This window comes from Bradyrhizobium sp. AUGA SZCCT0158, from assembly GCF_018130065.1.
Lineage (GTDB): Bacteria > Pseudomonadota > Alphaproteobacteria > Rhizobiales > Xanthobacteraceae > Bradyrhizobium.
This window is the reverse complement of sequence record NZ_JAFCME010000006.1, coordinates 176764-202304: the sequence shown is the minus strand read 5'-3', so window position 1 is coordinate 202304 and position 25541 is coordinate 176764. Positions and strand designations below refer to the sequence as shown.

Here is a 25541-nt window from a genome sequence, read left to right as displayed (position 1 = left end):
CAATTCACGCCCCAATCGCAACCGTCAATGGCAACCGGGACGACTCAAAAACACGACTCCAAAAAGGATGGGCAATGAACGAACAGGACGACAGGCTCGCGCGTGCGCGCGAAGAAATCGCAGCACGGGTCGCGAGCTTCAAGGCCACCCAGGAAAAATTCGAACGCGAGCGCGAGGAATATTACGCCACTACGCTTGGCAAAGCCTGGAGCGGATTTAACCGCCCATCGTTCTGGCGCTAGCGCCAAAGTCCGATCAGCAAAAGCCCTGGGGTGATGCTCCGGGCTTTTTTGTAAGTGCGCCACCAGGCGGAATCGGCCCGCCATTTCTTCCAAAAAATTTTCGGAGCGCCGGGAACGAACCCTGCGGATGCGCGTTCTCAGGCCAAGTGCAGCAACCTTGCCAGAGGTGAAAGCATGAAAGACCCCGTCAGCGTCTTCGGAGGCTGGCGGGGTTTTTCATTTCGCGGAGGGCCCTGCCCGCAAAATATCCACGCCCATCCAGGCACGAAGGAACCGATTGCCGCCCCGGGAATTTGTTCCCGAAAGAGGTGCAACGATGCCCCCATGGCTGGAAGTTCTGCTGAACGTGATCGCGTTTGCCGGCTTTATCGGCATCGCCAAATATCACAAGCCGCGCGGCGAAAAATTGCCGGACCGCTAGTTCGCCTTGTGCGGCTCGCCCGCCGTCCGGACCAGCCTGTCAGCTTTGACCAGCACATGTCCGGTTTCCGGTTGCGACCGCAGTGAAAAACTGATGCCGACGAAGGCCAGGCAAAACAGCAGCCCGACCACCATCACGCGTCGGTGCGTCGGCTTGTCGGCGTTATGAAACGAAGGGACCATGGCTGTTTCCTCCAGCCATCCCTAGCGCAACCTCTGATAAGCACAACGCAATCCCGGTCTTAACCTAACTGAATAGGGTTATTGGCGGTTCGGAAAGGGATCGTTGACCTCGCCGGTTGGCGCGCACCCCACCCGATCCTGTACGCACGCACTTGTCCGCAGCAAATCCACAGGTAAATCACAGGGCGCAAAATGGGTTTTCCGGCGTTGCGCCCAATGCTTGCTGCGCACCCGTCCACACCCCCGGCGGAGGGACCGCATCGAGCTTTCCCTTCAAGAGGAATACGCATCGCCACAGCCAAATGGATCTGCCCAGGAGTTGGGGAGACACGTGAAGCGCTGCGCCAGCGAATCCGAAATATCGAAGCAAGACTCCTTTTGTTCTTCAAAGAACGAACAGGGGGCGCGTTTTCCGGATCGGCCGCCCCTTAAGATCGGGTTACTTCGCGAGCGCTCGCCGACAGCAAACCGCATCGTGGCCCCTCGCCGCCCCCGCCAGGCTTGCCTGATCGGAGCGCCACGGGCACGATTGCTGTTCGCATCGTCGTGATCGAACCTTTTTGAGGCGATTTGCACCTATCCGAAAAGGTGCTGACATGACCCAGGCAGATCACTACCGCGACCAGTCGATCCGAGCCAAGCGTTTGGCGCACGCTGTCAGGGATCCCGAGGCCTCGAAGAAGCTCATCGAGATGGCCGAGGAATTCCGGCTCTATGCCGAACGGCTGGAAAAGATCCTCTAAGGCCCACAGGCGACCAATAGCGTGGCGCGTTGCGCGTCATGGCTTGCAGCGCGGCTATCGCGGAATTGATTCTGCGCGATAGATCCTGGTCCCGGTGGTTTCGGCGATCCGGCCCTTGAGTGATCTGACAAACGCTTTCGAACCTTCAACGGCGAAGTGGGTGCGCAGAGCCGCCTCGTCCGCCCATTGCTCGAAGAAAAACAGGCGCATTGGATTTTGGCAGTCGACATGCACGTCATGCGAGATGCAGCCCGGCTCCGTCCGCGAGCGCTCGCCATGATCAAGGCAGGCGGCCAGCACCTCATCAAAGCTGTCCTCACGCGCCAGAATACTTCCTGTCACCAAAATCATCTCGGCTTCCCTGCCCTTGCTCGCTTGGACGTACCCGTCCCTTGGTCCGCTCGGCAATTAACCCAATTCGCCGTTAACCCAATCTCTTTACAAAGTGTAAACGGGCGCCTGACAGCTTTTGGTCAGGAGGATAATCTCATGCTTGTTTATCCCGTACCTGTTGAAGTGACGCAGGCCAGAATCCAGCTCCTTGTCGACCAAACCGCCAAGGCGCCGCCCAATACGATTAACGAAGATCTGAAGGCCGTCTACGACGCCAAGGCGCAGGCCCAGCAAGCGCAGATCGAACAACACGCCCAGGCCGAGCCAACCCCATTGGTCGACGTCAAGGTCTAGCCCATCGGAAGTGAGCCGGGTCCCTCGCGCTGCCGGCGACTTGCCTGCCGCCGAGGGACAGGGCCCGTGCGACCGACGATTTCATTTTCTGCGATTGATGCGGCGCGACGGCGATTGCCGACCTGCGCTCTGTGCGAGCTGTTGCGATTGGGACTGACGGTCGCACCGACGAATGGCGACGGCCAGAAGTCGAGCCATTACGGCGTGTTCAACCGCGGCTCTGACGGGCACCGGGAAGAAGCGTAACTGCGACCTGACGCACGTTAAGTTGAGGGCATGCGCAGAAAGGGCGCAGCCGCTCTAATGCGCGTGTGTGTGTGTGTGTGTGTGTCTGCCCTCGACGCTTTGGCGTTTCAACGCCGTCGCCGTGGCGACGCGCGCGAGCAAACCTCATCAGGCCGCGCGTTTCGGACGGTCCTGCTGTGCAAAATATTCGAGGATCTGAATGCGGATTTCCTCGGCGATCGGGCCTTCGACCCGGCGCATGCGGTTCCAGAGCCTGATGATTTCGCGTTGTTTCTCGATGTCCATGAATCAACCTCCAGGGAATGGCTTGAATAGAACATAACAAGAACAATTTGGCAAGTACTCCGGATCAGCAGCGCGCGAAAATCGGTTTGAACCAATTGCGCGGTGCGGTGACTTATGGATGAGTAGTCCCCCAGACACTCATCCCCATCAGAAAGCCCCGCTTCCCCCGAGCGGGGCTTTCGCTTGTGTAGCCGTAAGCCCGCGCGCGCGTCTTGCTATTCGTGGACGCTGGCCACCGCATAGAGTTCGGGCTCGAATTTTTCCGCGAGCTTGCCTGCCGCCATCATGTGCTCTTTGCACTCGGGATTGCGCTGCATGGCCTCGAAATCCTCGTTCGATCGCCATTGAGCGTAATTCGCGACGTGCTTGCCGCTAAGGCTGCGGTGAATGTTGGCAGAGACGAATCCCGGCTGATGCTTCATGACCTTGTCAGTCGCCTCGTCGAGCAATTTGACGAGTTCGTCGGCCTTTTCCGGGGCAACGGTGAGGACGTTGATAAGGGTAATGGGGCTGACGCCTTTGATGATCTCCGTCATGGCTCCTCTCCTTTGTGGAAAGAACCCGGCGGGAAAAAGTTCGTTCCGGCCGTCACCCGCCAGGCGATCAATGGCTAGCCTGCCGGCTCCGCTTTTGTTCTCGGAGAACGAACAGCGTCCGCAATTTTGCGGACGAGCAATCGTAAATAATTGGAAAACAAAAGGCCACGCGGGCGTTACGCCGCGTGGCCTTCAGCGAGACTGTCCCCCTAGGCCCTCCAGAGATTCCGTCTCGCGACGCATAATGTGCGGACGGGCTTGCCTGTCCAGCCCACGGTCGAATTACCCACAGTTCAGACGCGCCGGGACTCGTGCTTGGCCCGCCCGGCGCGCTTATCTTTCCCGCAACGGTGATAGTTGAGGAAGGTCGCAGCAAGGCCGCTCACTTCGGCTTCACTCATCGTGCGCCTCCATTTCGCTTTTCGCACCGATGATAGATATCTCCCTTGGTCTGAAGCTTGTTGGGATCAATCAGCTTAAGCGTGATTGAACCGTTGGACCGACCATCGTCTGCAAAACCATACCCTGTTCCCTTTAGTGAGCCATCCTTAGCCGGGTAATGCGCTTGATCTGAAAGCCATGCTCGTAAAACAGCACTGTCCGGGGTTCGACCGTCATCCCGAGTTCGCTGGACTGCTGTCCGCACGCAGCAGCGTCAGAGGCCCACTTCCCGAGCATGCTGTTGGGAAGTTGGTCGGCTGCATGAGCCGTGCCGGAGATGAGAAGAGCGCCAAGCAGGTATTTCATACTGCCATCACTTTCCCAGCCACACCGCTATGTAAAGGGCCCCGGGGTGGCGCCTGAATGGCATCTTGCCCCCTGCCCCGTGGGGGATTTTGCTGCTATTCAAGCCCCGAACCAAAAACCAAGCCTCGCAAAGGGAGCCAAGAAACATGCGTTTTCTCCATACCATGCTGCGCGTCCGCAATCTCGATGCCGCGATGAAATTCTATTCTGATGCGCTGGGGCTGAAGGAAGTGCGCCGGATCGACAACGACAAGGGCCGCTTCACGCTGGTGTTCCTGTGCGCCGCCGAAGACGAAGGCCTGCTCAAGGCCTCGCCGGCCACCCGCGGCGCGCCGCTGGTCGAACTGACCTACAATTGGGACGAAGAGAAATACGGCGAAGACCGCTATTTCGGTCACCTCGCCTATGAGGTCGACGACATCTACGCCACCTGCGACCGGCTGATGAAGATGGGCATCACCATCAATCGCCCGCCGCGCGACGGCAATATGGCGTTCGTCCGCTCGCCGGATCTGCATTCGATCGAGCTCTTGCAGAAGGGTGACCCGAAGCCGCCGGCCGAGCCGTGGACCTCGATGCCGAACACCGGCCACTGGTAGGCGTTGAGCCTGTTCGGTTCTTTAATGAATCAAAACGGGCTCTGGCTCTCTTGACGCGAACCGGAATCCACTTCGCTTGAAACGTTACGGTACAACTTCTTCGTGCACGTCCGCCATCCCAGCTACCGGCTGGTGACGAAAGCGGACGTGCCGTTTCCCTCAGAAACCTCGGAAGACGAATGGACGTTGACGCGCACCCGTCGATCGAGACGGCTATTCGCTGTTTCGAATCGGACTGTCGCTCTCCGATATTCCACCATCATAACACGGCATCGCGTGCGCAGTTTCGGTCCGCGCGAAGGAACAAGACACGCGGCCGCACGTTCTCTCCTTGATTGATATTTTGGAGGATACGAGGATGGGACGAGGAATTTTGTTGTGGCTGTTGGGCGTGCCGATACCGATAATCCTTCTGTTGTGGTTGTTCTTCGGCCGCTGACGGCAAGCGTACGTAAAAACAGGCTCCGTCGCGCCGCGGCGGAGCCTGTTTTTGTTTGGTCCAGGTTTTGTTTGGTCCAAGCCAAGGCGGCCCGCGCTTTTTTGCTGATCTTCCGCTATGAACCGGTTGCAAGAAGATCACCGCAAGAAAACCGCCGGGAGCAAAACACGTGGCTGACAACAAACAACAACTCACCATCTGGGGCCGGGCCAATTCGGTCAACGTTCAGAAAGTCCTGTGGTGCCTGCGCGAGCTCGATCTCGGCTATGACCGCATCGATGCCGGCATGCAGTTCGGCAAGAATAATGAAGCGCCCTACCTTGCGATGAATCCCAATGGCCGCGTGCCGACGCTGATCGACGGCGATTTCGTGCTGTGGGAATCCAATTCGGTGATGCGCTACCTCTGTCTCGCCTACGGCCAGAATTCGCCGATCTATCCGCACAGTCCGCAGGCACGCGCGGCCGTCGACCGCTGGCTGGACTGGACGCTGTCGACCCTGCAACCGGTGGACCGGCCGGTGTTCTGGGCGCTGGTGCGCACGGCGCCGGAAAAACGCGACATGGTCCAGGTCCAGAAGGACGCCGACGCGGAAGCCGTGCAATGGCGGATCGTCGACGCACAAGTGGCAACGCGCCGCTATATCGAAGGCGATCAGTTCACGATCGCCGACATCGCGCTCGGCGCTTTCGCGCGGCGCTGGTTCGGCGTCGAGGGCGTCACCAAGCCGAAACTTCCGAACCTCGAGCGCTGGTTCGCGCAGATCTCGGAGCGCCCCGGATTTATCCAGTTCATCGCGCCGCCGATGACGTGACGCTCAGCGCGACCGGGCCGATGTGCCGGCCTCGATACTGACGGCACCGCCGATCTTCGCGCAGGTCTCGGTGCCCTCGACCCTGACGAATCCCGCCCCGTATGCCGCGCATGGATTGCCTGATGTCGCTCCCTTCAGCGGAAGCAGCTTGCCCGAAGGAGCCGTCCTGTCGGACTTCTGATGTCCCGATGGTTCGGCGGCCAACGCCGCCACGCCAGTCAGTACCAGAACCGGGATCGCAAGAAGGAAGTTTCGCATCCCGCCTTTTATCGTCTCGCGCCGCGGGGCGCTAGCGGACGAACTTGATGCCGACCGACTTGCCGCGGCGCCAGACCACTTCGCAGTTTCGGCCCGTGCGGGCGTCGCGCGAAAACGCCAGCTTCAATTTGGCGGGCAGCGTGTTGGGATCGTCGATCGTAACCTTGGCACCCGTCGTGGACATATCCTGCACCACGCAGGGCCGTGCCGCAAAACCGCCGTCCAGCGTGATCCACCCGGATTGATGCAACGATTTGCGCGACTCGCGCTTTTTGGTGCCCAAGGCCATGTCAGAAGTTCCCCTGCCACCAGCCCTACTCCAGGCGGCTTTAAAATCCGTTGCAAAACATCGGGTTTTTTGGCCGGTGCTCCCTTGCCGGCGCGGGCCGCAAGCGCCCGGAAAAAGGCGGTTTCAGGCCGCTTGCCCGCCCGGCAAAACGCCACTATACGTTCGCCGGTCGCCGGCCTGATCCAACCCGATTATCGGCGACCAACACGGCGCATCATGCTGTAAAGCACTGATTTTCCGGTTGTTTTTGCTCCCTTCGTCTATCGGTTAGGACGCCACCCTTTCACGGTGGAGAGAGCGGTTCGATTCCGCTAGGGAGCGCCATCCCGTTTTTCGGCCATTGAAATCACAGGAAGCCGTGGGCGCCCACCGCGCGCAAACTAATTCATTTCCGGGCACGGCAATCATTCCTCACTGCCGCGGAGAAAATGGCGGGAGAACCAGGCCTCGAACCTGGAACCTCTGGTTTTGGAGACCAGCGCTCGTCCACTTGAGCTTCACTCCCTGAAGTGGTCCCGACCCACGGTGCCGCCGCGTGTTTTCCTGCTCCACAAGCAAGCGTCCTAGCTGATAGACGAGGTCGGAAGCAGGTGGTCGCTCGTAACGGTTTCGAACCGTCCTGTTCGCCGTTATGAGCAGCAAACCCTCCCGAGAGGCCGAGCGATGGATTTGGTGAGCGGGGCTGGATTCGAACCAGCGGTCACCGGAAATCAAAATCCGGCGCCTTAGGCCAACTTGGCGACGCGCCCGCAATGGCGCTCCCTACCGGATTCGAACCGGTGATCTTCACCGTGAAAGGGTGTTATCCTGGACCGCCAGACGAAGGGAGCGGCTACGGTGATAAAGAAAGCGAAGAAGACCAAAAGGGCGATCGCGAAAAAGTGGAAACCGAAATCGGCAAAGAAACGGCCGCTAACGCAACGGGAAATGTCGGTCGCTGCACGGCTTGATGAGCTTGGTGTCGCCCATGAAGCCGCCGCGCAAATGCTCGAGATAAACTCGGAGATCGACCGGCTATTTGGAGCCGGACCCAAGCTGCAACTGAACCGAAGGCTCACCGCAGCGCGAATCGCATTCGAAGATGGGATCCTCAACTCGAATAGTATCAAGGACAGCCTCGCGGCAGCCAGGAAGGTAGCTGACTTGTGATTGGCGCGGGCTGCCGGACTCGAACCGACTTTGCCTGGCTGGAAACCAGGTGATCAGCCTATGACCTAAGCCCGCATTGGCAGCCCCTCGCGGATTGAACCGCTGATATCCCGAATCAGAACCGGGCGCTCTACCGACCGAGCCAAGAGGCAAAGGCTGGCGAGGCGCGAGCGTCCCGCTTTGTCTTTGAATCGATTGTGGTCAGTCTGGCTGGATTCGAACCAGCGATCCCCTGCTTCCAAGGCAGGTAGGGACGACCAGGCTCCCCTACAGACTGTCAATTTTGGCCGACCTGGAGGGACTCGAACCCCCGCCCTCCGCGTTCGTAGCACGGCGCTCTGAATCCAACTGAGCTACAGGTCGTTGATGGTAATCGGCTGACAAGCGGCATTGGCTCCCGACCACGGTTTCGAACCGCGCTACCCCGGTTAACAGCCGGGTGCCCTCACCGAGATGGCTCGACGGGAATGAGATGGTGGAGAGTGCCGGTACCGCCCCGGCCGCTTCGATCTTGCAAGGATCAAATGCACCTTGTGCACCCCCGTGATGGTGTCCAGAGTCAGTGCCGCCCTGACCTCCCCGGCGTTTCAAGCCGATGCTTTCACTGGATTAGCTTTCTGGACGGCGAATTGCGCGACGCGCGCAGTTTCGCAAGATGGCGCGGACCAGCGGGATCGAACCGCTATCAATGCGCGGGCAGCGCATGGCACTCCCAATATACCAGGTCCGCGGGTTTGGACGGCTGTTGGGCATCTGCCGAACGATGGTGGGTAACCGCGGAATTGAACCGCGCGTGCGCAAAGGCGCAGGCTTTACAGGCCCGCTCAGTCACCAGACTTGGCGTTACCCGAAATGTTTTGAAAGCCTGCCGCAGAACCGAAACCGCCGGCCGTGGCCGGCGGCTTACTTCTCGAGTTCGACATCCCAGTACAGGAAGTCGCGCCAGGTCTCGTGCAGGAAGTTCGGCGGGAAATGGCGCTGCGCCGCCATCAGCTGATGCACCGTGGGCTCGAACGGCTTCCGGCGGGGCTTCTCCAGCCGTGTGTCTTTCCGCATATTGCAGGGGCTGCATGCCGTTGCGATGTTCTCCCAGGACGTCATGCCTCCGGCGGCGCGCGGCAGGACATGGTCGAAGGTAAGATCGTTCGGGCGGTGCGGAACGCTGCAATACTGGCACACGAAGTGATCCCGAAGGAACACGTTGAACCGGGTGAAGGCGACCCGGTTCGGCGGCCGCACATAACAGCGCAGCGCGATCACCGATGGCAACTTCATCTGGATCGACGGGCTACGGGCGACCTCGTCGTATTCAGCGACGACGACGTGAGATCCCTTGACGACCGCCTTGATGGCGTCTTCCCAGCCGAACAGGCTGAGTGGGAAATAGCTGAGCGGCTGGAAATCCGCGTTGAGCACGAGCGCGGAGCAATTCTGGAACATGAAAACCTCCTCGCGTTGATGCTGATGGCGGAATTCTTTCAATGTGAATTCGCAGTGGCGCCCCTGACGAGAATCGAACTCGCCGCAACTCGATCGACAGTCGAGCCCCTCACCAGCTGGGTCCAGGAGCAGTTTGAGCGCAAATTGAGCGCAATCTAGGTCTGCAACATGGTGCGGCCGCCGAGACTCGAACTCGGATGCACATGGCGCGCGCCCCTCAAGCGCGGGTGTCTACCGTTCCACCACGGCCGCAAAGTTATCTGAGCTCGGCCAGAGTCTGTTTCGAAATGGAGGACCAGGTCGGACTCGAACCGACGGTGACTTGCGTCGACGGATTAAGAATCCGCTCCCTTGGCCGCTGGGGCACTGGTCCTTGATTGGAGGATCCGGGTGGTTTCGAACCACTTGCGCACGGCTTAAAAGGCCGCTCCATCTCCAGTCAGGTTTAACGCTCCGGATCCATCGCCTCGATGGCTTGTGGCGGCGAGTCGCGCCCGGTTTCGCAAGTGCCTTGATGGCATCGCTGCGTTCCATCAAGGTCGTGAAAGCGACGGTCATGTCGGTCTCCCTTGGTGGTGCTCCAGTCAGGAATCGAACCTGCATCAACCGCTTATCGAGCGGTCGCACTGCCATTGTGCTACAAGAGCGTGAATTGGTGCGCCTTCACGGAATCGAACCGCGGACAAGCCATGTCGCGGCGGTACTCTGCCACTGAGCTAAAAGCGCATGTTGGTGCCCCCGCTCGGATCGAACGAGCGTATGTCGGTGCGTAAAACCGATGCCTTACCGCTTGGCTACGGGAGCGTGATGGTGCGAGCGGAGGGAATTGAACCCCCACGGGCAAGCCCGTCGCAGTCTGAGTGCGGTGCGTCTACCAGTTTCGCCACGCTCGCTTTACGTATTGAAGATCACACTCGACAATTGATGCTGACGGGAGGGCTCGAGTCTCCGCGCTTCGGTTTACAAAACCGCTGCTCTCCATCTGAGCTACGCCAGCCTGAAAACTTACAAACGGCCGGACGATCCCGGCCAATGGAAATTGTTTCGCTGCCTGAAACCACCGTTTGCCGCCCCACCAAAGGGGACCAGTACCGGATCAGCGGGCCGTCTTATGTCCTTGCAGGGACGGCCATCCTGAATTCGAAATCGCTTCAAATGATCAAGCGTCCTCACGACCCCGGCAGTTGTCCGCCGGCTGCGCTCGGTTGATGTAATCGAGATAGACTTGCTCGGCCTCGGCCTCGGAAATGCCCCGGCGCTGCGTCACTATGCGCACGAAGGCATGCGCCACCGGCGAGGACAAAATCCTCTGGCGGTCACGGTCCTCGAGTCCTGTGGTGCTGTCGCGGGTCATCTTCGCTCTCTGCCTTGAGGCAGAGGGTAGATTCCCGCTGCCGGTTTACGCTCTTGGCGTCCTGGTGGTCCCGAGATTTTCGGGCGCCAGATAGCTCGGACCTTGCTTCGCCACGCACATGCGCGACCAATCGCACGGCCGAATAAACGGCAGCGCGGCGGCGGCTTTCGCGACGATATGTGAGCGCAGGCTCAACATGGCTTCGGTCCTTTAGAGCGCCGGCGGATTCCGGCGAAGGGGCGTTGGTATGCGCAGAAGATTTAAAATCCGTCAAGAGATCGACGCAAACATTCTTCTGAACGATGTCTCGCGTGTGGGACCAATCCGTCGCGTCAGGTGCGTTACAACCGCCTCAACATATTAGAGATTTGACTCGTGCGCACCGGTTCGCTCTGCTGCCGCACGCGATCGAAAAAAGTTTGTCAGCCGGTACACATTCTCAGCCAGGGATTGTTGGAGCGTGAATAAAATCATGGCGCCCTCCTCCACCGAACGCGATGAGCTGTTCAAAGGCTTCGCGCGCGCCCTGTTCAAGGGCGACATGGTTGCGCTCTATTCCGTAGTGACGCCTGACTTTCTCTGGACCTTTCACGACGGTCTGGCGGTGACCAAATCCCTCGCCGGCGCCGCCGCCATTGCCGAACATCTCGCCGAGCAAAAGGCCCTGTTCTCGGCGCAACGCTTCCATGACGTGGCCTATCATCACGCCGGTGATATGACCTTCATGACGTTCCGTGTCAGCGAAACCGTGCGCGCCACCGGCGAGCAGCGCGAACAACGCGGCGTCGAGTGTTATACGTTTCGCGATGGACGGCTCGCGACCAAGGATGTCTATCGCAAGCCGACCGGCCCCTGACGGCCAATCAAGGAGAGGCACCAGCCATGCCCGACAAGACCCTGCCCTTCGACGGCGCCCGCGTCCTCGCAGACCTTCATGCGCTGCGTGGCATCGGCACCTACAAGACCGGTGTCCACAAGCCGACCTTCTCGGAGCCGCATATGCGCTCGCTGGAATGGCTGGTGCAGCGGCTTCCCGAGGCGGGCCTTGCCGCCGAGATCGACGGCATCGGCAACGTGCTGGGCACCAGCACGAAACCGGGGCCGAAGCTGTTGGCGGGCTCGCATCTCGAAAGCCAGAATTACGCGGGCTGGCTCGATGGTCCGCTGGGCGTCATCTATGCGCTTGAAGCCGCCCGCGTCATCAATTCCGACCCGAACATCAAGGGCGCCGTCGAGGTCGCATCCTGGTGCGATGAGGAAGGCCATTTCGGCAGTTTCCTCGGCAGCCGTTCCTATGTCGGCGCGCTCACCGAGGCTGACGTCGACGCCGCGCGCGACCGCAACAGCGATCGCAGCATGCGCGACGCCTTGCGCGGGGTCGGCCTCGCCGGCCGTCCGCGCGCCACGGCCGAACGCGGGCGTCACATCGGATATCTCGAGGCGCATATCGAACAGGGTCAGACCCTCGAGGGCGGTGCGCTCAATATCGGCGTCGTCACCTCCATCGTCGGTATCTGGCAATACCGGATCACCTTCACCGGCGAGCAAAACCACGCCGGCACGACGCGGATGGCCGTGCGCAAGGACGCTGGCCTCGCGCTGGCGAAATTCTGCGTCGATATCGACGAACGGTTTCCGAAAGCCTGCGGGTCGCGCACGGTTTGGACCACCGGCTCGATCACGCTCGATCCGGGTGCGCCGAGCATCATCCCGGGATCTGCGGAAATGCTGTTCCAGATTCGCGACGACGATCCCGCTGTGATCGATCGCCTGGAGGCTTTGCTGCGAAGCATGGCCGTCGACGTCAGCGCGCGCGGCCCCTGCACGGTTGCGGTAGAGCGCATTCGCACCGGCGCGCCCGCGATGATGGACGCCTCGTTTCAGCAAGCGATCGAAGCTGCGAGCAAGGCATTTGCCGGTGGCAGGTCGATCCGCATGCCCAGCGCCGCCGGTCACGACGCCCAGATTCTCTCGACCATCATGCCGTCAGGCATGCTGTTCGTACCCTCGATCGGCGGCATCAGCCATCACTGGACCGAGAACACGGCGGACGCCGACATCGTCACCGGCGCCGCAGTGTTTGTCGACGCCTGCCGGCGCCTGCTGGCGGGCTAAGCGGGTACGCTCCCATTGCGCCCCGCAGGTCGAAATCAGCCTCGCTGCGCGCCAAGCCGACTCCACGACGGTCATCTCCGAGCGTTTGCCCGAACAAAAAAAGCCCCGGACGATGCCGGGGCTTTTAATTAGTCTCGGGAAGAACTCAGTACCTGGTACCAGCTCTCCTTGAAAGCTCAGTACCGGGCGACGACCGGACCACCCCAGTTGAACTTGTAGTTCACGCCAACCAGAGCCGTGGAGACTTCCAGCTTCGTGCGGACACGGTCCGGGAATGCCCCGATGACGGGCGTCGTAAACGCGACGTCCTTGTGACCGAAGTCCATGTAGTTGTATTCGCCGAACACCGACCAACCCGGAGCGAACATCCATTCGAGGCCGCCGCCGACGGTCCAGCCGCTGCGGTTGACGCCAAACGCGTTTTCGGACACCAGCACGCCACCCGGCTGGAAGATCACATAGTCAGACCGGGTCCAGGCGCCACCGCCCTTGACGTAGCCGAGCAGCTGGGGCGTGAACAGATAACCCAGCCGGCCCGTGACCGTGAAAATGTCCTTGTTTTCGATATCCGACCGGAAGGCCGGGAAGTCCGTCAGGAAATGCGAGCTGTCGATGCGCGCGTAGTTGTACATGCCCTGGATGCCGAGCACCCAATTGCCAGCAAACTGGTAGTCGCAGCCGATCTGAGCGCCGACGACAAAGTCACTACCATCGCTTGAACCGAAATTGGCCGGGGCCGCGAATGGTGGAACAGCGAGGACGTCGGTGCGCTGCTGCGAGGTTCGTGCCCAGCCGCCACCGATGTTGCCGCCGATGTAGCAGCCGGTCCAGTTGTACACCACGACCGGAGCCGGAGGCGGCGCCTTGGTGTAACGAGGGGCCATGTCAGCCGCGACAGCCGACCCGGTCATCGCGACAGCTGCAAGCATTCCCAGTGCAAATTTCTTCATGTTGATTCCCCTTGGGCGACAATTGCTGCCAATGGTTGTAGACGAATTAGGCAGTTAATGCTGTGGCGCGGCGGTCACAGTCAGGAGGAAAGAGTCAAGCTCGAAACTCCCCTGCTCAACGGCCTTGCCCGCTCCCGAATTGCTGGGAAATCCACCTCCAAACGCTCGGGTTAGCCGGTTCGTACCCCTCACCTTTTGGCGACAACAAGTCGCGTTCGCTTTCCTTGCAAAGCGCTGAATTTACGGCCATTTTCGATCCATCCGAACAAAGTCCCCCAAATGCTCCTGCTGCAATCCCTCCCGACTGTCATCGGCGTCGCCGCGATCGCGCCCGCGTTGCTTTTGCTGTGGCTGGTCATCGCCGCTGACGAGCGCCCCGGCCCGCCGGCGCAGGTGTGGATCGCGTTCGTGCTGGGCGCGGCCAGCATTTCGCTACTGGGAATCGCTCGGGCGCCGTTCGCAGCGATTCTCGCGGTCCCCGGAAATCCCTGGATGACCCAGGGGCTCCGCTCGGTGTTCGGCGTTGCCGCGCCCGAGGAGATCGTCAAGGTGCTCGTGATCATCGGAGTGTCGTGGAAGCGCCGCACCTTTGCCGATCCGATGGACACCGTCGTCTACGGCGCGGCCGCGGGCCTCGGATTCGCAGCCTACGAAAATCTCGCTTACCTGGTGCAGCACGCCGACATGTGGCGATCGCTGGCGGCATTGCGCAGCGTCCTCACCGTGCCGTTCCACGGTGCGCTCGGCATTATCGCCGGCGCCTATATCGCCATCGCACGTGCCGGCACCGCACTCGGTGCCAACCGGCACAATCGCGATCTCGCCCGCATCTCGAGCTGGACGCTGGCCCTGCTTGCGCCGGTCGCGCTGCATGCGGCGTTCGATTTTCCGCTGCTGATTCTGCAAAAGCATCCCGATCTCGGCTCCACCACGCGGATGATGCTGGGAACAGCCAGCCTGATCATCGGCTTCAGCTCGATCGGATTTGCGGCGCGGCTGGTGCGGCGCGTCGGCCGCCATCACGCGCCGCGCACGGAAGTTGCGCGCGAGCGGCTGAGCCAGCTGCGGCGGATGTGGGCGCTGCTGGTCGTGGGCGGCGGTGCCGGCTTTGCGGGCGTGTCGTTCCTGCTGACCTCGCTGCACCACTGGTTCATCAACCCGGAACGCAACGCCTCGCTGGTGCTGATCCCGATCGGTTTCACATCGATCCTGCTCGGCCTCGCCCTGCTGGTCGCAACCACGGCTGTCTACGTTTTTGGCCGCAACCGGATGCGCACGACGTCGGAGGGCTTTTCGTCGGCGAACGAGGCTGGTTAGCGCGTCAGCTAAAATTGGACGCGTTCTCCTCCCGTCCAATTCCTCGCGCCAACCATTCCTGTTCGCTGCAAAACGCTCTAGTATCAGCCCGCGCGTAGCGGGAGAGCTGTGATGACCCTTCCCCAAGATAGGCTGCCCAAAGACATCGCCAAATTGCAGTCCGAGATGAACGCTGCCGTGAAGACGCATTGGAAAGCCTTCCTGTTCGAAGGCATTCTGCTGGCGGTGCTCGGCCTGGCCGCGATGATCGTGCCGCCGCTGGCAAGCCTGGCGGTTGCAATCTTCTTGGGCTGGATGTTCCTGATCAGCGGCATCGCCGGGCTGGTCGTCACCTACTGGGCGCGGCAGATGCCGGGCTTCTGGTGGTCGCTGTTTTCGGCGGCACTTGCCGTGCTCGCCGGCCTCGTGCTGTTGGCGCGGCCGATGCAGGGCGTGCTGACGCTGACCATCGTCCTCGGCGCCTACTTTCTGATCGAAGGCGTCACCACCATCATGTACGCGCTGGAGCACCGCCGCGAATTGTCCGGGCGCTGGTCCTGGCTGCTGGTCTCCGGAGTGATGGACCTCCTGATCTCGTTCCTGATCATTGCCGGCCTGCCGGGTTCAGCGGAATGGGCGATCGGTCTCCTGGTCGGGATCAACCTGGTGCTCGGCGGCGCGTCGCTGGTCGGCATGGCGCTTGCCGCGCGCAAGGCCTGACACGGGCTGGCGCTGCGCGAGCCAACTCCCCCGCCGAATAGGGGATGACAAGTCCCGATGCGTGAGCTATAGAGCCGACCATGATCATGATCGCCGCCAGCAACTATTGGTATTTTAGCTTCGACAGCTCGCTGGCGGTGGGAGGATCACGCGCAATCTAAATAATTGCAGCAAAAAGTCCGAACAGCCGCCAAATCCTGGCGGCTTTTTTATTGGCCGGCAGGTTCTTCAAAACAGGAGCCAGAGCCGTGTTGAGCACCACCGACGATCTTCGAATAAGCGAACTGAAAGAGCTGACGACGCCGCAAGAGGTCATGCGCGAGATACCGCGCACTTTGACCGCCACGCGCATCGTGATGGCGGCGCGCAACGCCATCCACGCGATCCTGAACGGAACCGATGACCGGCTTCTGGTTGTCGTCGGCCCCTGCTCGGTGCACGATCCCGCTGCGGCCGTGGAATACGCCGAACGCCTCGTCGCCCTGCGCGAGCGGCTGGCCGACCGCCTCGAGATCGTGATGCGCGTCTATTTCGAGAAGCCGCGCACGACGGTCGGCTGGAAAGGATTGATCAACGATCCCGGCCTCGACGGCAGCTTCGACATCAACAGGGGCCTGCGTCTCGCGCGCAACGTGCTTTCGGCGGTGAACAATCTTGGTCTGCCGGCCGGCACCGAATTCCTCGACATGACGACGCCGCAATACATCGCCGACCTGGTGGCGTGGGCGGCGATCGGCGCGCGAACCACGGAAAGCCAGATCCATCGCGAGCTCGCGTCCGGACTTTCCTGCGCGGTTGGCTTCAAGAACGGAACCGACGGCAATGTGCGCATCGCGGCCGAGGCCGTGAAGTCGGCGTCGCATCCCCACCATTTCATGGCGGTCACCAAGGGCGGACGCTCGGCGATCGCCGCTACGACTGGCAACGATGACTGCCACATCATCCTGCGCGGCGGCAGCAAGCCGAACTATGACGCTGACAGCGTCGATGCCGCTTCAGCCGAACTCACCCGTTCCGGCGTGACACCGCGGATCATGATCGACACCAGCCACGCCAACAGCAGCAAGAAGCCCGAGAACCAGCCGCTGGTCGCGGCCGATATCGCCAGGCAGATATCCGCTGGCGAAGCACGCATCACCGGCGTGATGATGGAGAGCAATCTCGTCGCGGGCCGCCAGGATGTCGTGCCGGGCAAGCCGCTCACCTATGGTCAGAGCATCACGGACGGCTGCATCGACTGGGAAACCACCGTGCAGGCGCTCAACGTGCTGGCCGACGCCGTCGAGGCAAGACGAAGCTTGGCGCGCCGGCCATTCAACGAACGGTCCGCCTAAGACATTGCGCTCGAACAAAACGTTACGGCCAGAGTCTGCTCAAAACAGTTGAAGCAGATTCTGGCCCGTCAAGTCGATGTACCGTGATGGGCGAGGGCGCTGCCTTAGCAGCCGCGGCAGATGCTCTTGATCTTGCGATCCAGCAAAGCATTTTCCTTGCTCAGGGGATCGTTCGGATCGTTCATGTTCTTTGGTTCGGGAACGTCGGCGGCGCGTGGCTGGCGATGACCGATCGGCGCCTGGATCACTTTGTCTGAATTTTTCGGCACCGTTGAGCCTTGCGCGAATACGTCCGGACTACCGGTCAGAACCAGAAGCGCCACTGACAGGATTATTTTTCGCATTTCGGTTCTCCCGTTCTCATTTCTGATTTATCGCGCCGGAACATCGATCGTTCCACAATTGCGACGCCCCTGGGCCGCGCAATCCTGCGCCTTTCGTACTTCGGCCATCGTGCTGAGCAACCATATACCGGCTGCCACCAGCACCGCGAAGAAAGCCAGCATTACCGCGTTTTCGATCGCGCGGCTGCTCTCGTCTTCCGCCTGCTTCTGGCCTCTCTCATCCCCGTCCGTCATCGCCGGTTCACGGCTTCGGCGGATAGAGGTGAACGTCACCGCAATAATCGACGACACGGTAACGCGTTTCCGAGGATAGTTCACGCTCCCGGGAATTTGGATGCGACAAATAATGCGGGCCGATCGGCGCCTTGCCGTGGCCGCCGGGAATATCGAGCACGTAATCGGGCTGACATAGCCCGGAAACGCGTCCGCGCAAGCCGCGCATCAGTTCCTGTCCGCGCTCGATCGTGGTGCGCAGATGCGAGGTTCCCGGCGCGAGATCGCCATGGTGCAGGTAATAGGGCTTGATCCGGCATTCGACGAAAGTCCGCATCAGGGCTTCCAGCGTCGCCGCATCGTCATTGACGCCGCGGAGCAGCACCGACTGGCTCACCAGGGGAATGCCGGCATCGACGAGCCGGGCGCAAGCGGCGCGGGCCTCCGCCGTCAACTCACGCGGATGGTTGGCGTGAACCGCGACCCAGGTGGTGGCACCGCCAACCCTCAATGCCGCAACCATCTCGTCACTGATGCGCGCGGGAGCCACGACCGGCACGCGGGTGTGGAGGCGGACGATCTTGACGTGATCGATGGCGGCGATGTCGGCCATGATCTCGGCCATCCGTCGCGGCGACAGCATCAGGGGATCGCCGCCGGTCAGGATGACTTCCCAGATCTCGGGATGCATCCGGATATAGTCGAGCGCGTCGCGATAGGCGTTGTCCGACAGCGCCGTTGCCTTGCCGGGTCCCACCATCTCGCGGCGAAAACAGAAGCGGCAATACACTGCGCAGACATGAACCAGCTTGAACAGCACGCGATCCGGATAGCGATGAACGATGCCGGCGACCGGTGAATGGGCGTCATCGCCGATCGGATCGGCGCGCTCGCCGGGCTCCTGCACCAGTTCCAGCGTGCTTGGGATGAACTGCCGTGCGATCGGGTCGTTTGGATCGTCGGTGTCGATCAGCGCAGCGATATCGGGCGTCACCGCAATCGCGTAGCGCGCCGCAACCCGTTCGAGATCGGCCAGTTCCGCCGCAGGCGCAAGATCGCAATCGACGAGTTCCGCCGGTTGTCGCAACGTCGCCGCCAATTTCGGATCGATCCTGTTCATGCTTCTCCCGCCGGTGGTGTCCATACCACCTGATCCACCCTGAGCGCACCGCTTGCCAGCATCACCAGCCGGTCAAAACCGAGCGCGACACCGCTGGCTTGCGGCATCACGGCGACCGCCTGCAGAAAATCCTCGTCGAGCGGATAGCGCTCACCGTAACGCCGCGCCTTCTCGTCCATCGCCTGCATGAAACGACGACGCTGTTCGGCGGCATCGGTCAATTCGCCAAACCCGTTGGCGAGCTCGACGCCGCAAGCGTAGATCTCAAACCGCTCGGCCACACGCGGATCGGACGCTTTCACGCGCGCCAGCGCTGCCTCCGGCACTGGATACTCAAATAATACCGTCAAACACCCCTGCCCGAGATTTGGTTCGATATGCTCGACCAGGACCTTGCTGAAGATATCGGACCAGGTGTCGTCGTCCGCAACCCGCACCCGCGATTTTGAAGCCTCGGCGAGCGCCCTGCGATCCCCTTCGCCATCCGCGACCGTCGCCAGTAAGTCGATCCCGGCGAACCGCTCGAACGCGGTCGCGACCGTCAGCAATTCAGGCTCGGCGAAGGGATCGGAGATGCGGCCGCGAAACGAGAATTGCCCGATGCCCGTCGCCTGCGCTGCATGGGCGATGACCACAATCGTGTCGGCCATAATGGCGTCATAGGCCGCGTTGGCGCGGTACCATTCCAGCATGGTGAATTCAGGCAAATGAAGATCGCCGCGCTCGCGGTCACGGAACACGCGTGCAAACTCGAATATCTTGTCTTCGCCCGCCGCGAGCAGTTTCTTGGCCGCGAACTCCGGTGAAGTCCGCAAATAGCGCGGCGCGCGGGTTCCGTCTCCACCGGTCAGTTCGGTCCGGGGCGCATGCAGGTGTGTCTCATTGCCCGGCGAGACCTGCAGGATGCCCGTCTCGGCCTCGGCGAACCCCTGCTCGTCGAACCAGGCTCGCAAGCCCTTCGTGATCGCGGCCCGCGCCATCAGGAACGGCTTCCGGTCGGCGTGCCGCGCCGGCGACCACCATGGCGATGGCTGGTCTATCCCGGACATCAGCAACCAGCCGGAGCGGCGCGCGAACCGATGAAAACGTTCAGAATATCGCCGTATACCGTTGACATTATTTAACTTTCTCTGCGGCAAAGCAGCCGTGCCGGGAACACCGCGGATACCCCACTTCCGGTCCGTCTGTCATGTCGAAAGACGCACGTCTTGTCCATTCGCGCGATCGGCGCCGCGAACTTCAAGTTGCGCCCTGAACCTCGCGGCCATTGGCGAGTCCAATGGGCAGCAAAATGGAACGGAACGTACGATGTTTGGCGGCTGGTTACGACGAACAGGGCTTCTGCTGGCAGGTATGCTGTTGTTCGTCCTCGCCACGCCAGCGCCCGCCAGCGCGACCGGCCCCAGGCCTGAGTTCAAACTGAAGACGGAGGCGGATGACATTTTCACCGCACCCGACGGGCAAATTCGGGTTGAGCAATATGCCGCGGACAAGGGCGATGAAGGTTTTCTGTTCCAGTTCTGGACCTTCGACGAGGGGCGTCGACACCCCTCGCTGCTGAATGCCGGCGAAGGCATCGATCCGCAGGCTATCCCGCAGGCTTTCGCTTTACTCCGAACAGCCGGTGGCTGGTGCGCATGCAGAAAACCGGTGCCGGTTTCCAGACGCTGTTCCTGTACCGGCGGAACGGATTTGAATTCACTTCCGCCACGCCGAAGCCGTTGAGCGAGATGGCCTGGGACTATTTCTGGGGCTTGCCGGCATCCAAAAAACTGCGTCGCGACCCCAAGGAGCGCGATTCGCTCAGTCACGTCTTTGCCGCCCTGGTCAAAGGCTTGGACGACAATTACGCGTGGCTCGGCCAGCACTGGCCTGATAGCCGCTACGTCGTGATCAGCCTTTCCTTCGACGCCCAGGGCGAAGACAAGCCGCGGCCCTATATCGAGGACTGGTGGTGCGCCTATGACCTGAAAACCGGGACGTTTACGGTGCCCGCCGCCTTTGCCGCACACAACGCCCAGGCCTTCACGTCCCCTCGCCCCAAGCGGAAATAACCAGGAAGCAGGCCCGCGATCGGGACCCACGGCAACCTGCCGGAACGGGCCGCAAAAGGCTGGTATCTGGAGGGCAAATCAGTATGTTGCAGCCCGAAACCGCCTCATTGGCCGCGGGACACAATTGTCCTGACGGGTCGGAGGCCAGAAATTCAGGAAAACCGCTTTGAAAGTCATCGCCAGTTCAATTCGCAAGGGCAACGTCATCGAGCAAGACGGCAAGCTTTATGTGGTTCTGACCGCCGAAAACATCCATCCCGGCAAGGGAACTCCGGTCAGTCAGATCGAAATGCGCCGGATAGGCGACGGTGTGAAGATTTCGGAACGCTACAAGACCACCGACCAGGTCGAGAAGGCGACGATCGAGGATCACAATTTCAACTACCTCTATGAAGACGCCGACGGTTTTCATTTCATGAACGGTGAGACCTACGACCAGGTCCAGGTGTCCAAGGAAATCATCGGCTCGGCGGCGCCCTATCTGCAGGAGAACATGTCGGTGAAGCTCTCGCTGCACGACATGGTTCCGGTGGCGATCCAGATGCCGCAGCGCGCGACGCTGGAAGTTGTCGAAACCGAGCCGGTCACCAAGGGCCAGACCGCGTCGTCGTCCTACAAACCTGCTATCCTGTCCAACGGCGTACGCACCAACGTGCCGCCGCACGTCGGAACGGGAACGCGGATCGTGGTCATGACCGAGGACGGCTCCTACGTCGAGCGCGCCAAGGACTAGGCGCCAGAGTTAGACAACGGGGCATGCGCCAGGGGGCGATGCATTGGGTACGAAGGCTGTCCGCTTGCTGTCCCGTTGGCTGGCAGCCTTCTGTTTGCTTCCCGCCTGCGCCGTCGGCGCTTTCGCCGACGAGTTCCGGACCCCTTCGATCTCGGCCGTCCGCGTCGAATGGCGCGCGGTGCTGGATCAGCTCCGTTCCGAGATCAATACCGAGCCTGCGGTTGCGTCCGCCTTCACCTTTGCCAGCCAGCGGCGGGCGCCCCGCTGGGACCCGCGCTCGATGCCGGCGCTGGTGCAACTGAACGCGATCACCTCGCCGGTCTTCCCGGGGATCGGACGCAGTCCTGTTCCGGTGCTGCTGCCGTTCGACACTGCAAGCTATCTCGATGCCCGCCAGAACGGCGTCCCCGACACCCTGTCGGTATCGCGCTATCAAGCCGACTTCCGCCCCGCCGATCTGTTCCACGCCGGCGCCGCCGGCTACGATGCGATGTTTTCGTTCGAGCCGGGCGCGGGCGACGGCATGCCGCAGCGGACTTACGCCAAGCCCGTCGAGGTGCAGATCACGGGCTCGATCCTGACCTACGACCTCGCCGATCCGCTCGCCGGCAAGGGCGAGCCGGTCAAGGCGCTGGCGGCGCAATTCCCGGACCTGCGGCGCTTCATCCGCGAAGGCTATGTGCGCTACGCCTTCACGCGCTTCGGCGTGCCCTATGTGGTGTCGATCCAGTGCCTCGACTCGACGCCGCGCCCGCGGCGGCTGGCCTGCCGGGAGGCCTATCCGGTCGCGGAACGATTCCTCAAGGCGCTGCGCATCACCGGCGGCCAGCCGTCGCGGCCGCGCCGGGATATTTCGTCCGAGATTGCCGAGCGGCCGATCGTACCCTCCCCCGACTTCACCTATCGCCCAAGCGGCGACATCGTCGCCAACAGCGGCGCGCGCAAGCGCGGCGGCCGTCCCGATCTCACCAGCTATTCTCAGATCCGGTTTCCGCTGGAAAAGGCGCCCGCCTTCGCCCGCTCGCAAGCCTTCGGCAAACGCAAACCCGACGAACGCGGATATCCCTGGCAGGACAATTTCTGCGAGGCGCGCAGTTTCGAGGTCGGCCAATGCGCCGCCGGTTTCGGCCATCAGGGGCAGGACATCCGTCCGGGTGCGTGCATGGCGCAGAACAGCGAAAGCCCGGGCAGTTGCGATCCGAAGCAGCAGGCGGTCGTCGCGGTTCGCGACGGCGTCCTGATCCGTTCGCTGAAGCAGCAGGCGGCAACGCTGCAGGTCAACACACGCAACGAACATATCCGCTTCCGCTACATGCACATGAATCCGTCCAGCCTGGACGCGGACGGCATCCTCAATGGCCGCCAGGTCGCCGAGGGCGAAAAAATCGGCGTCGCCTCGAACTATCTCGACTTTCCCAACGGCACCTCGCTGCATCTGCATTTCGACGTGCAGGTGTTCACGCGGGACGGCTGGATCTGGGTCAATCCCTACACCACGCTGATCTCGGCCTATGAGCGCCTGTTGCGCGGTCGAGGGCGCGAGCTCGGCACCGACCCTGTCGCGCCCGCCGCTGTCGCCCACGCCCAGCCGCAAGACGTGATCCGGCCCGACCCGCAGGAAGGTAGCGAGGGCGACAACTAGGACGCGGCAGCGCCGACCGGCTTCTGCCGCGCCGGCGGGGTCCAGCGGAAGGCGGCGCCGAACCTGTTCCAGACGTTGATCGAGGCAATCGCCGAGGTGAGATAGGCCAGTTCCTTTTCCGAGAATTCGGCGCTCGCCTGCGCATAGACCTCGTCGCTGACGCCGCCGCTGAGCAACGTCAACGCTTCCGTCCACGCCAAAGCCGCGCGTTCGCGAGGCGAGAATTGCGGCGTCTCGCGCCACACCACGACCAGGTTGAGCTTGTCGGCGGAGATGCCGAGGCTCTCGCTTTGCAGGATGTGATATTGCACGCAAAACGCACAGCCGTTGATCTGCGAGGCGCGCAGCTTGATCAGTTCGAGCAGTTGCTTGTCGATGCCCGCCGCGGCCGCGACCTTGCTGAGCGCCAGCACGACCTCATAGGCCTCGGGCGCCAGCGCCATAAAATCTTTATATTCCTTGCGGGCATGTGACATGTTCATTGCCTTCTGTTATCAGTGTGCTGATTTATTATAAGAGCCCTTATATGGCGCGCAAGATCAGACCTTCGGTAAAATCCAAACTGCGTCGGCCACAAAAAACGGTGTCAAAAAAATCCAGAAAATCCGTCGCGGCAAAAAATCCTTTGCGCCGGAAATCCTCTCGCAAAAACTCTCACCAGCGCCCGAAAAAATCCGCCGCCGATCCCGTGCTCGCGATGATCCGCCCGCCGCCGCCGCCGGGCGAAGGCAAGCGCGGCGAGCAAGGCCACCTCGCCTATTTGCTGCGGCAGGCCCAGGCCGCGACCCGGCTGACGCTGGAGCGGGCGCTCGGCGAACTCGGCGTCACCACACCGCAATTCGTGGCGCTGACGATGCTGCGGGCCTATCCCGGCCTGTCGGGCGCCGATCTGGCGCGGGTTGCCCTGCTGACCCCGCAAACCGTCGGCGTCATCATCCGCAATCTGGAACGCGACGGCGCGATCCGGAAGACCCCGCACCCGATCCACGGCCGGGTGCTGCAATGGACACTGACCCGGCGCGGCACTGTGCTGCTCGACAAATGCCGCCGTCACGTCCAGGCGGTGGAACGTCGCCTGGCGGCCGGGCTTTCGGCCACCGCGCAGGCGACGGTCCGGCGCTGGCTCGCACGGATCGCTGCGGACTTTCAGCAGGCCTAGGGCGACTATTCTACCTTCGGGAGTTCCACGTTCCGGCTGCGACGACGGCGCCGCGCAAATGCGCTTTGGTGAGCGCGCCCTGCCCCGTACAATACCGCCATGGAACCGTTCGATTCTCTGAGATTGCCGACCCGCCGCGCCCTGCTGCAAGCCGGTATCGGCACCGCAGCCGTGCTCGCCAATCCGCTTGCCGCGTTGGCCGCGGCGCCGCCCGGCTTCGACGCGTGGCGCGATAATTTTCGCGCTCGCGCGCTGGCAAAAGGCATATCGGACGCGACCTGGAGCCGCGTGATGGACCGCATCGAGCCCGACATGTCCGTGTTCCGGCAGATGCAGAAACAGCCGGAATTCCACGAGCAGATCTGGCAATACGTCAATCGCCGCGCCTCGGACTGGCGCATCACGGCGGGCAAGGAAGCGCTGCGGAAGAACGAGGCGCTGTTCACGCGAATCGAGCAGGACTTTGGCGTCGAGCGCGGCACATTGCTGGCGCTGTGGGGCGTTGAATCCGCCTATGGCGATCCCTTGGTGCAGCAGAACCATATGCGCCCGATCTTTCCCTCGCTCGCAGCGCTGGCCTGGAACGAGCCGCGCCGCCGCGCCTATTGGGAAACCGAACTGATCAACGCGCTGAAGATCGTCAACCGCGGCTGGGGCACGCCGGAGGAAATGCGGGGATCGTGGGCCGGCGCGATGGGACATACCCAGTGGATGCCGGAAGTCTGGCTCAATGTCGGCATGGACTACGACAAGGACGGCCGCGTCTCGCCGTTCGGCAAGCCGGACGACGCCCTCGGCTCCAGCGCGCGCTATCTGGTCAATCGCGGCAAGTATCACCGCGGCGAACATTGGGGTTACGAGGTCCGCGCCGGCGGCGCGTCCGGCAGCGGCAACCGCACCTATGCGGCGTGGGCCAGCGCCGGCGTCACCCGCGCCGACGGCAAGCCTTTCCCGCAACCGAATGCGTCCGCGCAATTGTGGGTGCCGGTCGCCGGCGGACCCGCGTTCCTGCTGGGGCCGAATTTCTACGCGGTGCGCAGCTACAATCCGTCGATGAATTATGCGCTCGCGATCTGCCATCTCGGCGACCGCATTCTCGGCGCGCCGCCGTTCATTCATCCCTTCCCGGGCTCCGAACGCGCGCTGACGCTGGCCGAGGTGCAGGAGATGCAGACGCGGCTGACAAAAGCCGGCTTCGACACCGGCGGCACCGATGGCCGCGTCGGCAATGACACCATGAAGGCGGTCCGGGATTACCAGACCAAGATGGGCCTGCTGCCCGCCGACGGCTATGGCGGGCTCAAGGTGCTGGCGCGGCTGCGGCAAGGCGGGTAGTGGCCTATCGCCGTCATTGCCTGCGACAAACGCGAAGCGTTTGAGCAAAGGAGCAATGCGACGAAGCAATCCATTCTGTCCACGTGGATGCATGG

The 25541-nt window shown here is 61.9% G+C and carries 32 protein-coding genes and 17 tRNA genes; 18 read left to right on the top strand and 31 right to left on the bottom strand.

Annotated features, from left to right (window positions below; genetic code table 11):
• The first annotated feature begins 74 nt into the window (after positions 1-74).
• Positions 75-242 (top strand): hypothetical protein, encoded by a 168-nt coding sequence (locus JQ574_RS11200; protein WP_212209434.1) that lies wholly within the window; start codon positions 75-77, stop codon positions 240-242.
• Between the two features lie 417 nt (positions 243-659).
• Here the strand turns inward: JQ574_RS11200 and JQ574_RS11195 are convergent, their stop codons facing one another.
• Positions 660-845, bottom strand: coding sequence for a hypothetical protein (locus JQ574_RS11195; RefSeq protein ID WP_212209536.1), 186 nt, complete (start codon positions 843-845; stop codon positions 660-662).
• A 596-nt stretch (positions 846-1441) separates the two neighbouring features.
• Between JQ574_RS11195 and JQ574_RS11190 the strand changes: the two genes are divergently transcribed.
• Positions 1442-1588: a hypothetical protein gene (locus tag JQ574_RS11190; protein WP_212209433.1), complete on the top strand. Its 147-nt coding sequence runs from the start codon at positions 1442-1444 to the stop codon at positions 1586-1588.
• A gap of 54 nt (positions 1589-1642) precedes the next feature.
• Here the strand turns inward: JQ574_RS11190 and JQ574_RS11185 are convergent, their stop codons facing one another.
• The gene (locus JQ574_RS11185) at positions 1643-1939 is read right to left on the bottom strand and encodes a putative quinol monooxygenase (RefSeq protein WP_212209432.1); all 297 of its coding nucleotides are present in this window, start codon (positions 1937-1939) and stop codon (positions 1643-1645) included.
• 138 nt (positions 1940-2077) lie between these two features.
• On the opposite strand from JQ574_RS11185, the gene JQ574_RS11180 reads away from it, so the two are divergent.
• On the top strand, positions 2078-2275 hold the full coding sequence (locus tag JQ574_RS11180) for a hypothetical protein (protein WP_192735785.1): 198 nt from the start codon (positions 2078-2080) through the stop codon (positions 2273-2275).
• Positions 2276-2668: 393 nt separating this feature from the next.
• Here the strand turns inward: JQ574_RS11180 and JQ574_RS11175 are convergent, their stop codons facing one another.
• The 3 genes from JQ574_RS11175 to JQ574_RS11165 all read right to left on the bottom strand — a co-directional run bounded on the left by JQ574_RS11175 (position 2669) and on the right by JQ574_RS11165 (position 4089).
• Entirely contained in the window at positions 2669-2806 is a 138-nt protein-coding gene (locus JQ574_RS11175) for a hypothetical protein (protein ID WP_212209431.1), read from the bottom strand.
• Positions 2807-3021: 215 nt separating this feature from the next.
• On the bottom strand, positions 3022-3342 hold the full coding sequence (locus JQ574_RS11170) for an antibiotic biosynthesis monooxygenase (RefSeq protein WP_212209430.1): 321 nt from the start codon (positions 3340-3342) through the stop codon (positions 3022-3024).
• A gap of 534 nt (positions 3343-3876) precedes the next feature.
• Entirely contained in the window at positions 3877-4089 is a 213-nt protein-coding gene (locus JQ574_RS11165) for a hypothetical protein (RefSeq protein ID WP_212209429.1), read from the bottom strand.
• Positions 4090-4235: 146 nt separating this feature from the next.
• Between JQ574_RS11165 and JQ574_RS11160 the strand changes: the two genes are divergently transcribed.
• Together JQ574_RS11160 and JQ574_RS11155 are read left to right on the top strand one after the other, a co-directional pair.
• Positions 4236-4688, top strand: coding sequence for a VOC family protein (locus JQ574_RS11160; RefSeq protein WP_192735781.1), 453 nt, complete (start codon positions 4236-4238; stop codon positions 4686-4688).
• A gap of 608 nt (positions 4689-5296) precedes the next feature.
• Entirely contained in the window at positions 5297-5941 is a 645-nt protein-coding gene (locus JQ574_RS11155; protein WP_212209428.1) for a glutathione S-transferase family protein, read from the top strand.
• A gap of 3 nt (positions 5942-5944) precedes the next feature.
• Here JQ574_RS11155 and JQ574_RS11150 read toward each other — a convergent pair whose 3' ends face one another.
• Both JQ574_RS11150 and JQ574_RS11145 read right to left on the bottom strand, forming a co-directional pair.
• Positions 5945-6199 (bottom strand): porin, encoded by a 255-nt coding sequence (locus JQ574_RS11150; RefSeq protein ID WP_212209427.1) that lies wholly within the window; start codon positions 6197-6199, stop codon positions 5945-5947.
• A 31-nt stretch (positions 6200-6230) separates the two neighbouring features.
• Positions 6231-6488 carry a PilZ domain-containing protein gene (locus JQ574_RS11145; protein WP_192735778.1) on the bottom strand — a complete coding sequence of 86 codons (258 nt, stop codon included), beginning with the start codon at positions 6486-6488 and terminating at the stop codon, positions 6231-6233.
• Positions 6489-6737: 249 nt separating this feature from the next.
• Here JQ574_RS11145 and JQ574_RS11140 point away from each other — a divergent pair.
• Positions 6738-6812 (top strand) — tRNA-Glu (locus JQ574_RS11140).
• A 105-nt stretch (positions 6813-6917) separates the two neighbouring features.
• On the opposite strand, the gene JQ574_RS11135 is transcribed toward JQ574_RS11140, so the two are convergent.
• The 3 genes from JQ574_RS11135 to JQ574_RS11125 all read right to left on the bottom strand — a co-directional run bounded on the left by JQ574_RS11135 (position 6918) and on the right by JQ574_RS11125 (position 7318).
• Positions 6918-6993 (bottom strand) — tRNA-Trp (locus tag JQ574_RS11135).
• 165 nt (positions 6994-7158) lie between these two features.
• A tRNA-Gln gene (locus JQ574_RS11130) sits at positions 7159-7237 on the bottom strand.
• A gap of 4 nt (positions 7238-7241) precedes the next feature.
• A tRNA-Glu gene (locus JQ574_RS11125) sits at positions 7242-7318 on the bottom strand.
• A 7-nt stretch (positions 7319-7325) separates the two neighbouring features.
• Here JQ574_RS11125 and JQ574_RS11120 point away from each other — a divergent pair.
• Complete coding sequence (locus JQ574_RS11120; RefSeq protein ID WP_212209426.1) at positions 7326-7637, top strand: hypothetical protein; 312 nt, start codon at positions 7326-7328, stop codon at positions 7635-7637.
• A 1-nt stretch (position 7638) separates the two neighbouring features.
• Here the strand turns inward: JQ574_RS11120 and JQ574_RS11115 are convergent.
• From JQ574_RS11115 to JQ574_RS11045, 15 genes are all read right to left on the bottom strand, one after another.
• Positions 7639-7712: transfer RNA gene (locus JQ574_RS11115), tRNA-Gly, on the bottom strand.
• Positions 7713-7835: 123 nt separating this feature from the next.
• A tRNA-Pro gene (locus JQ574_RS11110) sits at positions 7836-7914 on the bottom strand.
• Positions 7915-7921: 7 nt separating this feature from the next.
• Positions 7922-8000 (bottom strand) — tRNA-Arg (locus JQ574_RS11105).
• Positions 8001-8028: 28 nt separating this feature from the next.
• Positions 8029-8104: transfer RNA gene (locus JQ574_RS11100), tRNA-Asn, on the bottom strand.
• 297 nt (positions 8105-8401) lie between these two features.
• Positions 8402-8486: transfer RNA gene (locus JQ574_RS11095), tRNA-Tyr, on the bottom strand.
• 54 nt (positions 8487-8540) lie between these two features.
• A complete protein-coding gene (locus tag JQ574_RS11090; protein ID WP_212209425.1) occupies positions 8541-9077 on the bottom strand; it encodes an HNH endonuclease in 537 nt (178 codons plus the stop codon).
• Between the two features lie 55 nt (positions 9078-9132).
• Positions 9133-9207, bottom strand: a tRNA-Asp gene (locus JQ574_RS11085).
• Positions 9208-9246: 39 nt separating this feature from the next.
• Positions 9247-9329, bottom strand: a tRNA-Leu gene (locus JQ574_RS11080).
• Between the two features lie 36 nt (positions 9330-9365).
• A tRNA-Lys gene (locus JQ574_RS11075) sits at positions 9366-9450 on the bottom strand.
• 200 nt (positions 9451-9650) lie between these two features.
• Positions 9651-9724, bottom strand: a tRNA-Ile gene (locus JQ574_RS11070).
• Between the two features lie 6 nt (positions 9725-9730).
• A tRNA-Val gene (locus JQ574_RS11065) sits at positions 9731-9803 on the bottom strand.
• A gap of 4 nt (positions 9804-9807) precedes the next feature.
• Positions 9808-9881, bottom strand: a tRNA-Val gene (locus JQ574_RS11060).
• A gap of 4 nt (positions 9882-9885) precedes the next feature.
• A tRNA-Leu gene (locus JQ574_RS11055) sits at positions 9886-9970 on the bottom strand.
• Between the two features lie 32 nt (positions 9971-10002).
• Positions 10003-10074, bottom strand: a tRNA-Thr gene (locus JQ574_RS11050).
• A gap of 162 nt (positions 10075-10236) precedes the next feature.
• Complete coding sequence (locus JQ574_RS11045; protein ID WP_212209424.1) at positions 10237-10431, bottom strand: hypothetical protein; 195 nt, start codon at positions 10429-10431, stop codon at positions 10237-10239.
• Between the two features lie 460 nt (positions 10432-10891).
• Between JQ574_RS11045 and JQ574_RS11040 the strand changes: the two genes are divergently transcribed.
• Both JQ574_RS11040 and JQ574_RS11035 read left to right on the top strand, forming a co-directional pair.
• Positions 10892-11287, top strand: a complete 396-nt coding sequence (locus JQ574_RS11040) for a nuclear transport factor 2 family protein (protein ID WP_212209423.1) — start codon at positions 10892-10894, stop codon at positions 11285-11287.
• A 26-nt stretch (positions 11288-11313) separates the two neighbouring features.
• Positions 11314-12546, top strand: a complete 1233-nt coding sequence (locus JQ574_RS11035; RefSeq protein WP_212383524.1) for a Zn-dependent hydrolase — start codon at positions 11314-11316, stop codon at positions 12544-12546.
• 176 nt (positions 12547-12722) lie between these two features.
• Here JQ574_RS11035 and JQ574_RS11030 read toward each other — a convergent pair whose 3' ends face one another.
• Complete coding sequence (locus tag JQ574_RS11030) at positions 12723-13496, bottom strand: outer membrane protein (protein WP_212209421.1); 774 nt, start codon at positions 13494-13496, stop codon at positions 12723-12725.
• A 279-nt stretch (positions 13497-13775) separates the two neighbouring features.
• Between JQ574_RS11030 and JQ574_RS11025 the strand changes: the two genes are divergently transcribed.
• The 3 genes from JQ574_RS11025 (at position 13776) to JQ574_RS11015 (ending at position 16846) form a co-directional block, all read left to right on the top strand.
• Entirely contained in the window at positions 13776-14813 is a 1038-nt protein-coding gene (locus JQ574_RS11025; protein ID WP_212209420.1) for a PrsW family glutamic-type intramembrane protease, read from the top strand.
• 111 nt (positions 14814-14924) lie between these two features.
• Complete coding sequence (locus JQ574_RS11020; RefSeq protein ID WP_212209419.1) at positions 14925-15512, top strand: HdeD family acid-resistance protein; 588 nt, start codon at positions 14925-14927, stop codon at positions 15510-15512.
• A gap of 248 nt (positions 15513-15760) precedes the next feature.
• Positions 15761-16846, top strand: a complete 1086-nt coding sequence (locus JQ574_RS11015) for a 3-deoxy-7-phosphoheptulonate synthase (protein WP_212209418.1) — start codon at positions 15761-15763, stop codon at positions 16844-16846.
• Between the two features lie 104 nt (positions 16847-16950).
• On the opposite strand, the gene JQ574_RS11010 is transcribed toward JQ574_RS11015, so the two are convergent.
• Genes JQ574_RS11010 through epmA form a run of 4 tightly spaced genes read right to left on the bottom strand, consistent with a single transcriptional unit; the run spans position 16951 to position 19572 of the window.
• Positions 16951-17190: a hypothetical protein gene (locus tag JQ574_RS11010; protein ID WP_212209417.1), complete on the bottom strand. Its 240-nt coding sequence runs from the start codon at positions 17188-17190 to the stop codon at positions 16951-16953.
• A 27-nt stretch (positions 17191-17217) separates the two neighbouring features.
• Positions 17218-17424: a hypothetical protein gene (locus JQ574_RS11005; protein WP_212209535.1), complete on the bottom strand. Its 207-nt coding sequence runs from the start codon at positions 17422-17424 to the stop codon at positions 17218-17220.
• A 7-nt stretch (positions 17425-17431) separates the two neighbouring features.
• Positions 17432-18523 (bottom strand): lysine-2,3-aminomutase-like protein, encoded by a 1092-nt coding sequence (locus JQ574_RS11000; protein WP_212209416.1) that lies wholly within the window; start codon positions 18521-18523, stop codon positions 17432-17434.
• On the bottom strand, positions 18520-19572 hold the full coding sequence (epmA, locus tag JQ574_RS10995; protein WP_212209415.1) for an EF-P lysine aminoacylase EpmA: 1053 nt from the start codon (positions 19570-19572) through the stop codon (positions 18520-18522). The genes JQ574_RS11000 and epmA overlap by 4 nt, the downstream gene beginning before the upstream one ends.
• A 259-nt stretch (positions 19573-19831) precedes the next feature.
• Between epmA and JQ574_RS34990 the strand changes: the two genes are divergently transcribed.
• The 4 genes from JQ574_RS34990 to JQ574_RS10980 all read left to right on the top strand — a co-directional run bounded on the left by JQ574_RS34990 (position 19832) and on the right by JQ574_RS10980 (position 22952).
• The gene (locus JQ574_RS34990; protein WP_249119252.1) at positions 19832-20248 is read left to right on the top strand and encodes a hypothetical protein; all 417 of its coding nucleotides are present in this window, start codon (positions 19832-19834) and stop codon (positions 20246-20248) included.
• Positions 20245-20577 (top strand): hypothetical protein, encoded by a 333-nt coding sequence (locus tag JQ574_RS34985; protein WP_249119251.1) that lies wholly within the window; start codon positions 20245-20247, stop codon positions 20575-20577. Before JQ574_RS34990 ends, JQ574_RS34985 begins: the two co-directional genes overlap by 4 nt.
• A 166-nt stretch (positions 20578-20743) precedes the next feature.
• A complete protein-coding gene (gene efp, locus JQ574_RS10985) occupies positions 20744-21310 on the top strand; it encodes an elongation factor P (RefSeq protein WP_192735762.1) in 567 nt (188 codons plus the stop codon).
• A gap of 64 nt (positions 21311-21374) precedes the next feature.
• On the top strand, positions 21375-22952 hold the full coding sequence (locus JQ574_RS10980) for a M23 family peptidase (protein ID WP_249119250.1): 1578 nt from the start codon (positions 21375-21377) through the stop codon (positions 22950-22952).
• On the opposite strand, the gene JQ574_RS10975 is transcribed toward JQ574_RS10980, so the two are convergent.
• The gene (locus tag JQ574_RS10975) at positions 22949-23428 is read right to left on the bottom strand and encodes a carboxymuconolactone decarboxylase family protein (RefSeq protein WP_212209413.1); all 480 of its coding nucleotides are present in this window, start codon (positions 23426-23428) and stop codon (positions 22949-22951) included. The two genes, JQ574_RS10980 and JQ574_RS10975, sit on opposite strands and share 4 nt — an antisense overlap.
• A gap of 221 nt (positions 23429-23649) precedes the next feature.
• Between JQ574_RS10975 and JQ574_RS10970 the strand changes: the two genes are divergently transcribed.
• Entirely contained in the window at positions 23650-24111 is a 462-nt protein-coding gene (locus tag JQ574_RS10970; protein WP_212209412.1) for a MarR family winged helix-turn-helix transcriptional regulator, read from the top strand.
• 99 nt (positions 24112-24210) lie between these two features.
• A complete protein-coding gene (locus JQ574_RS10965; RefSeq protein WP_212209411.1) occupies positions 24211-25446 on the top strand; it encodes a lytic murein transglycosylase in 1236 nt (411 codons plus the stop codon).
• Positions 25447-25541 lie beyond the last annotated feature (95 nt).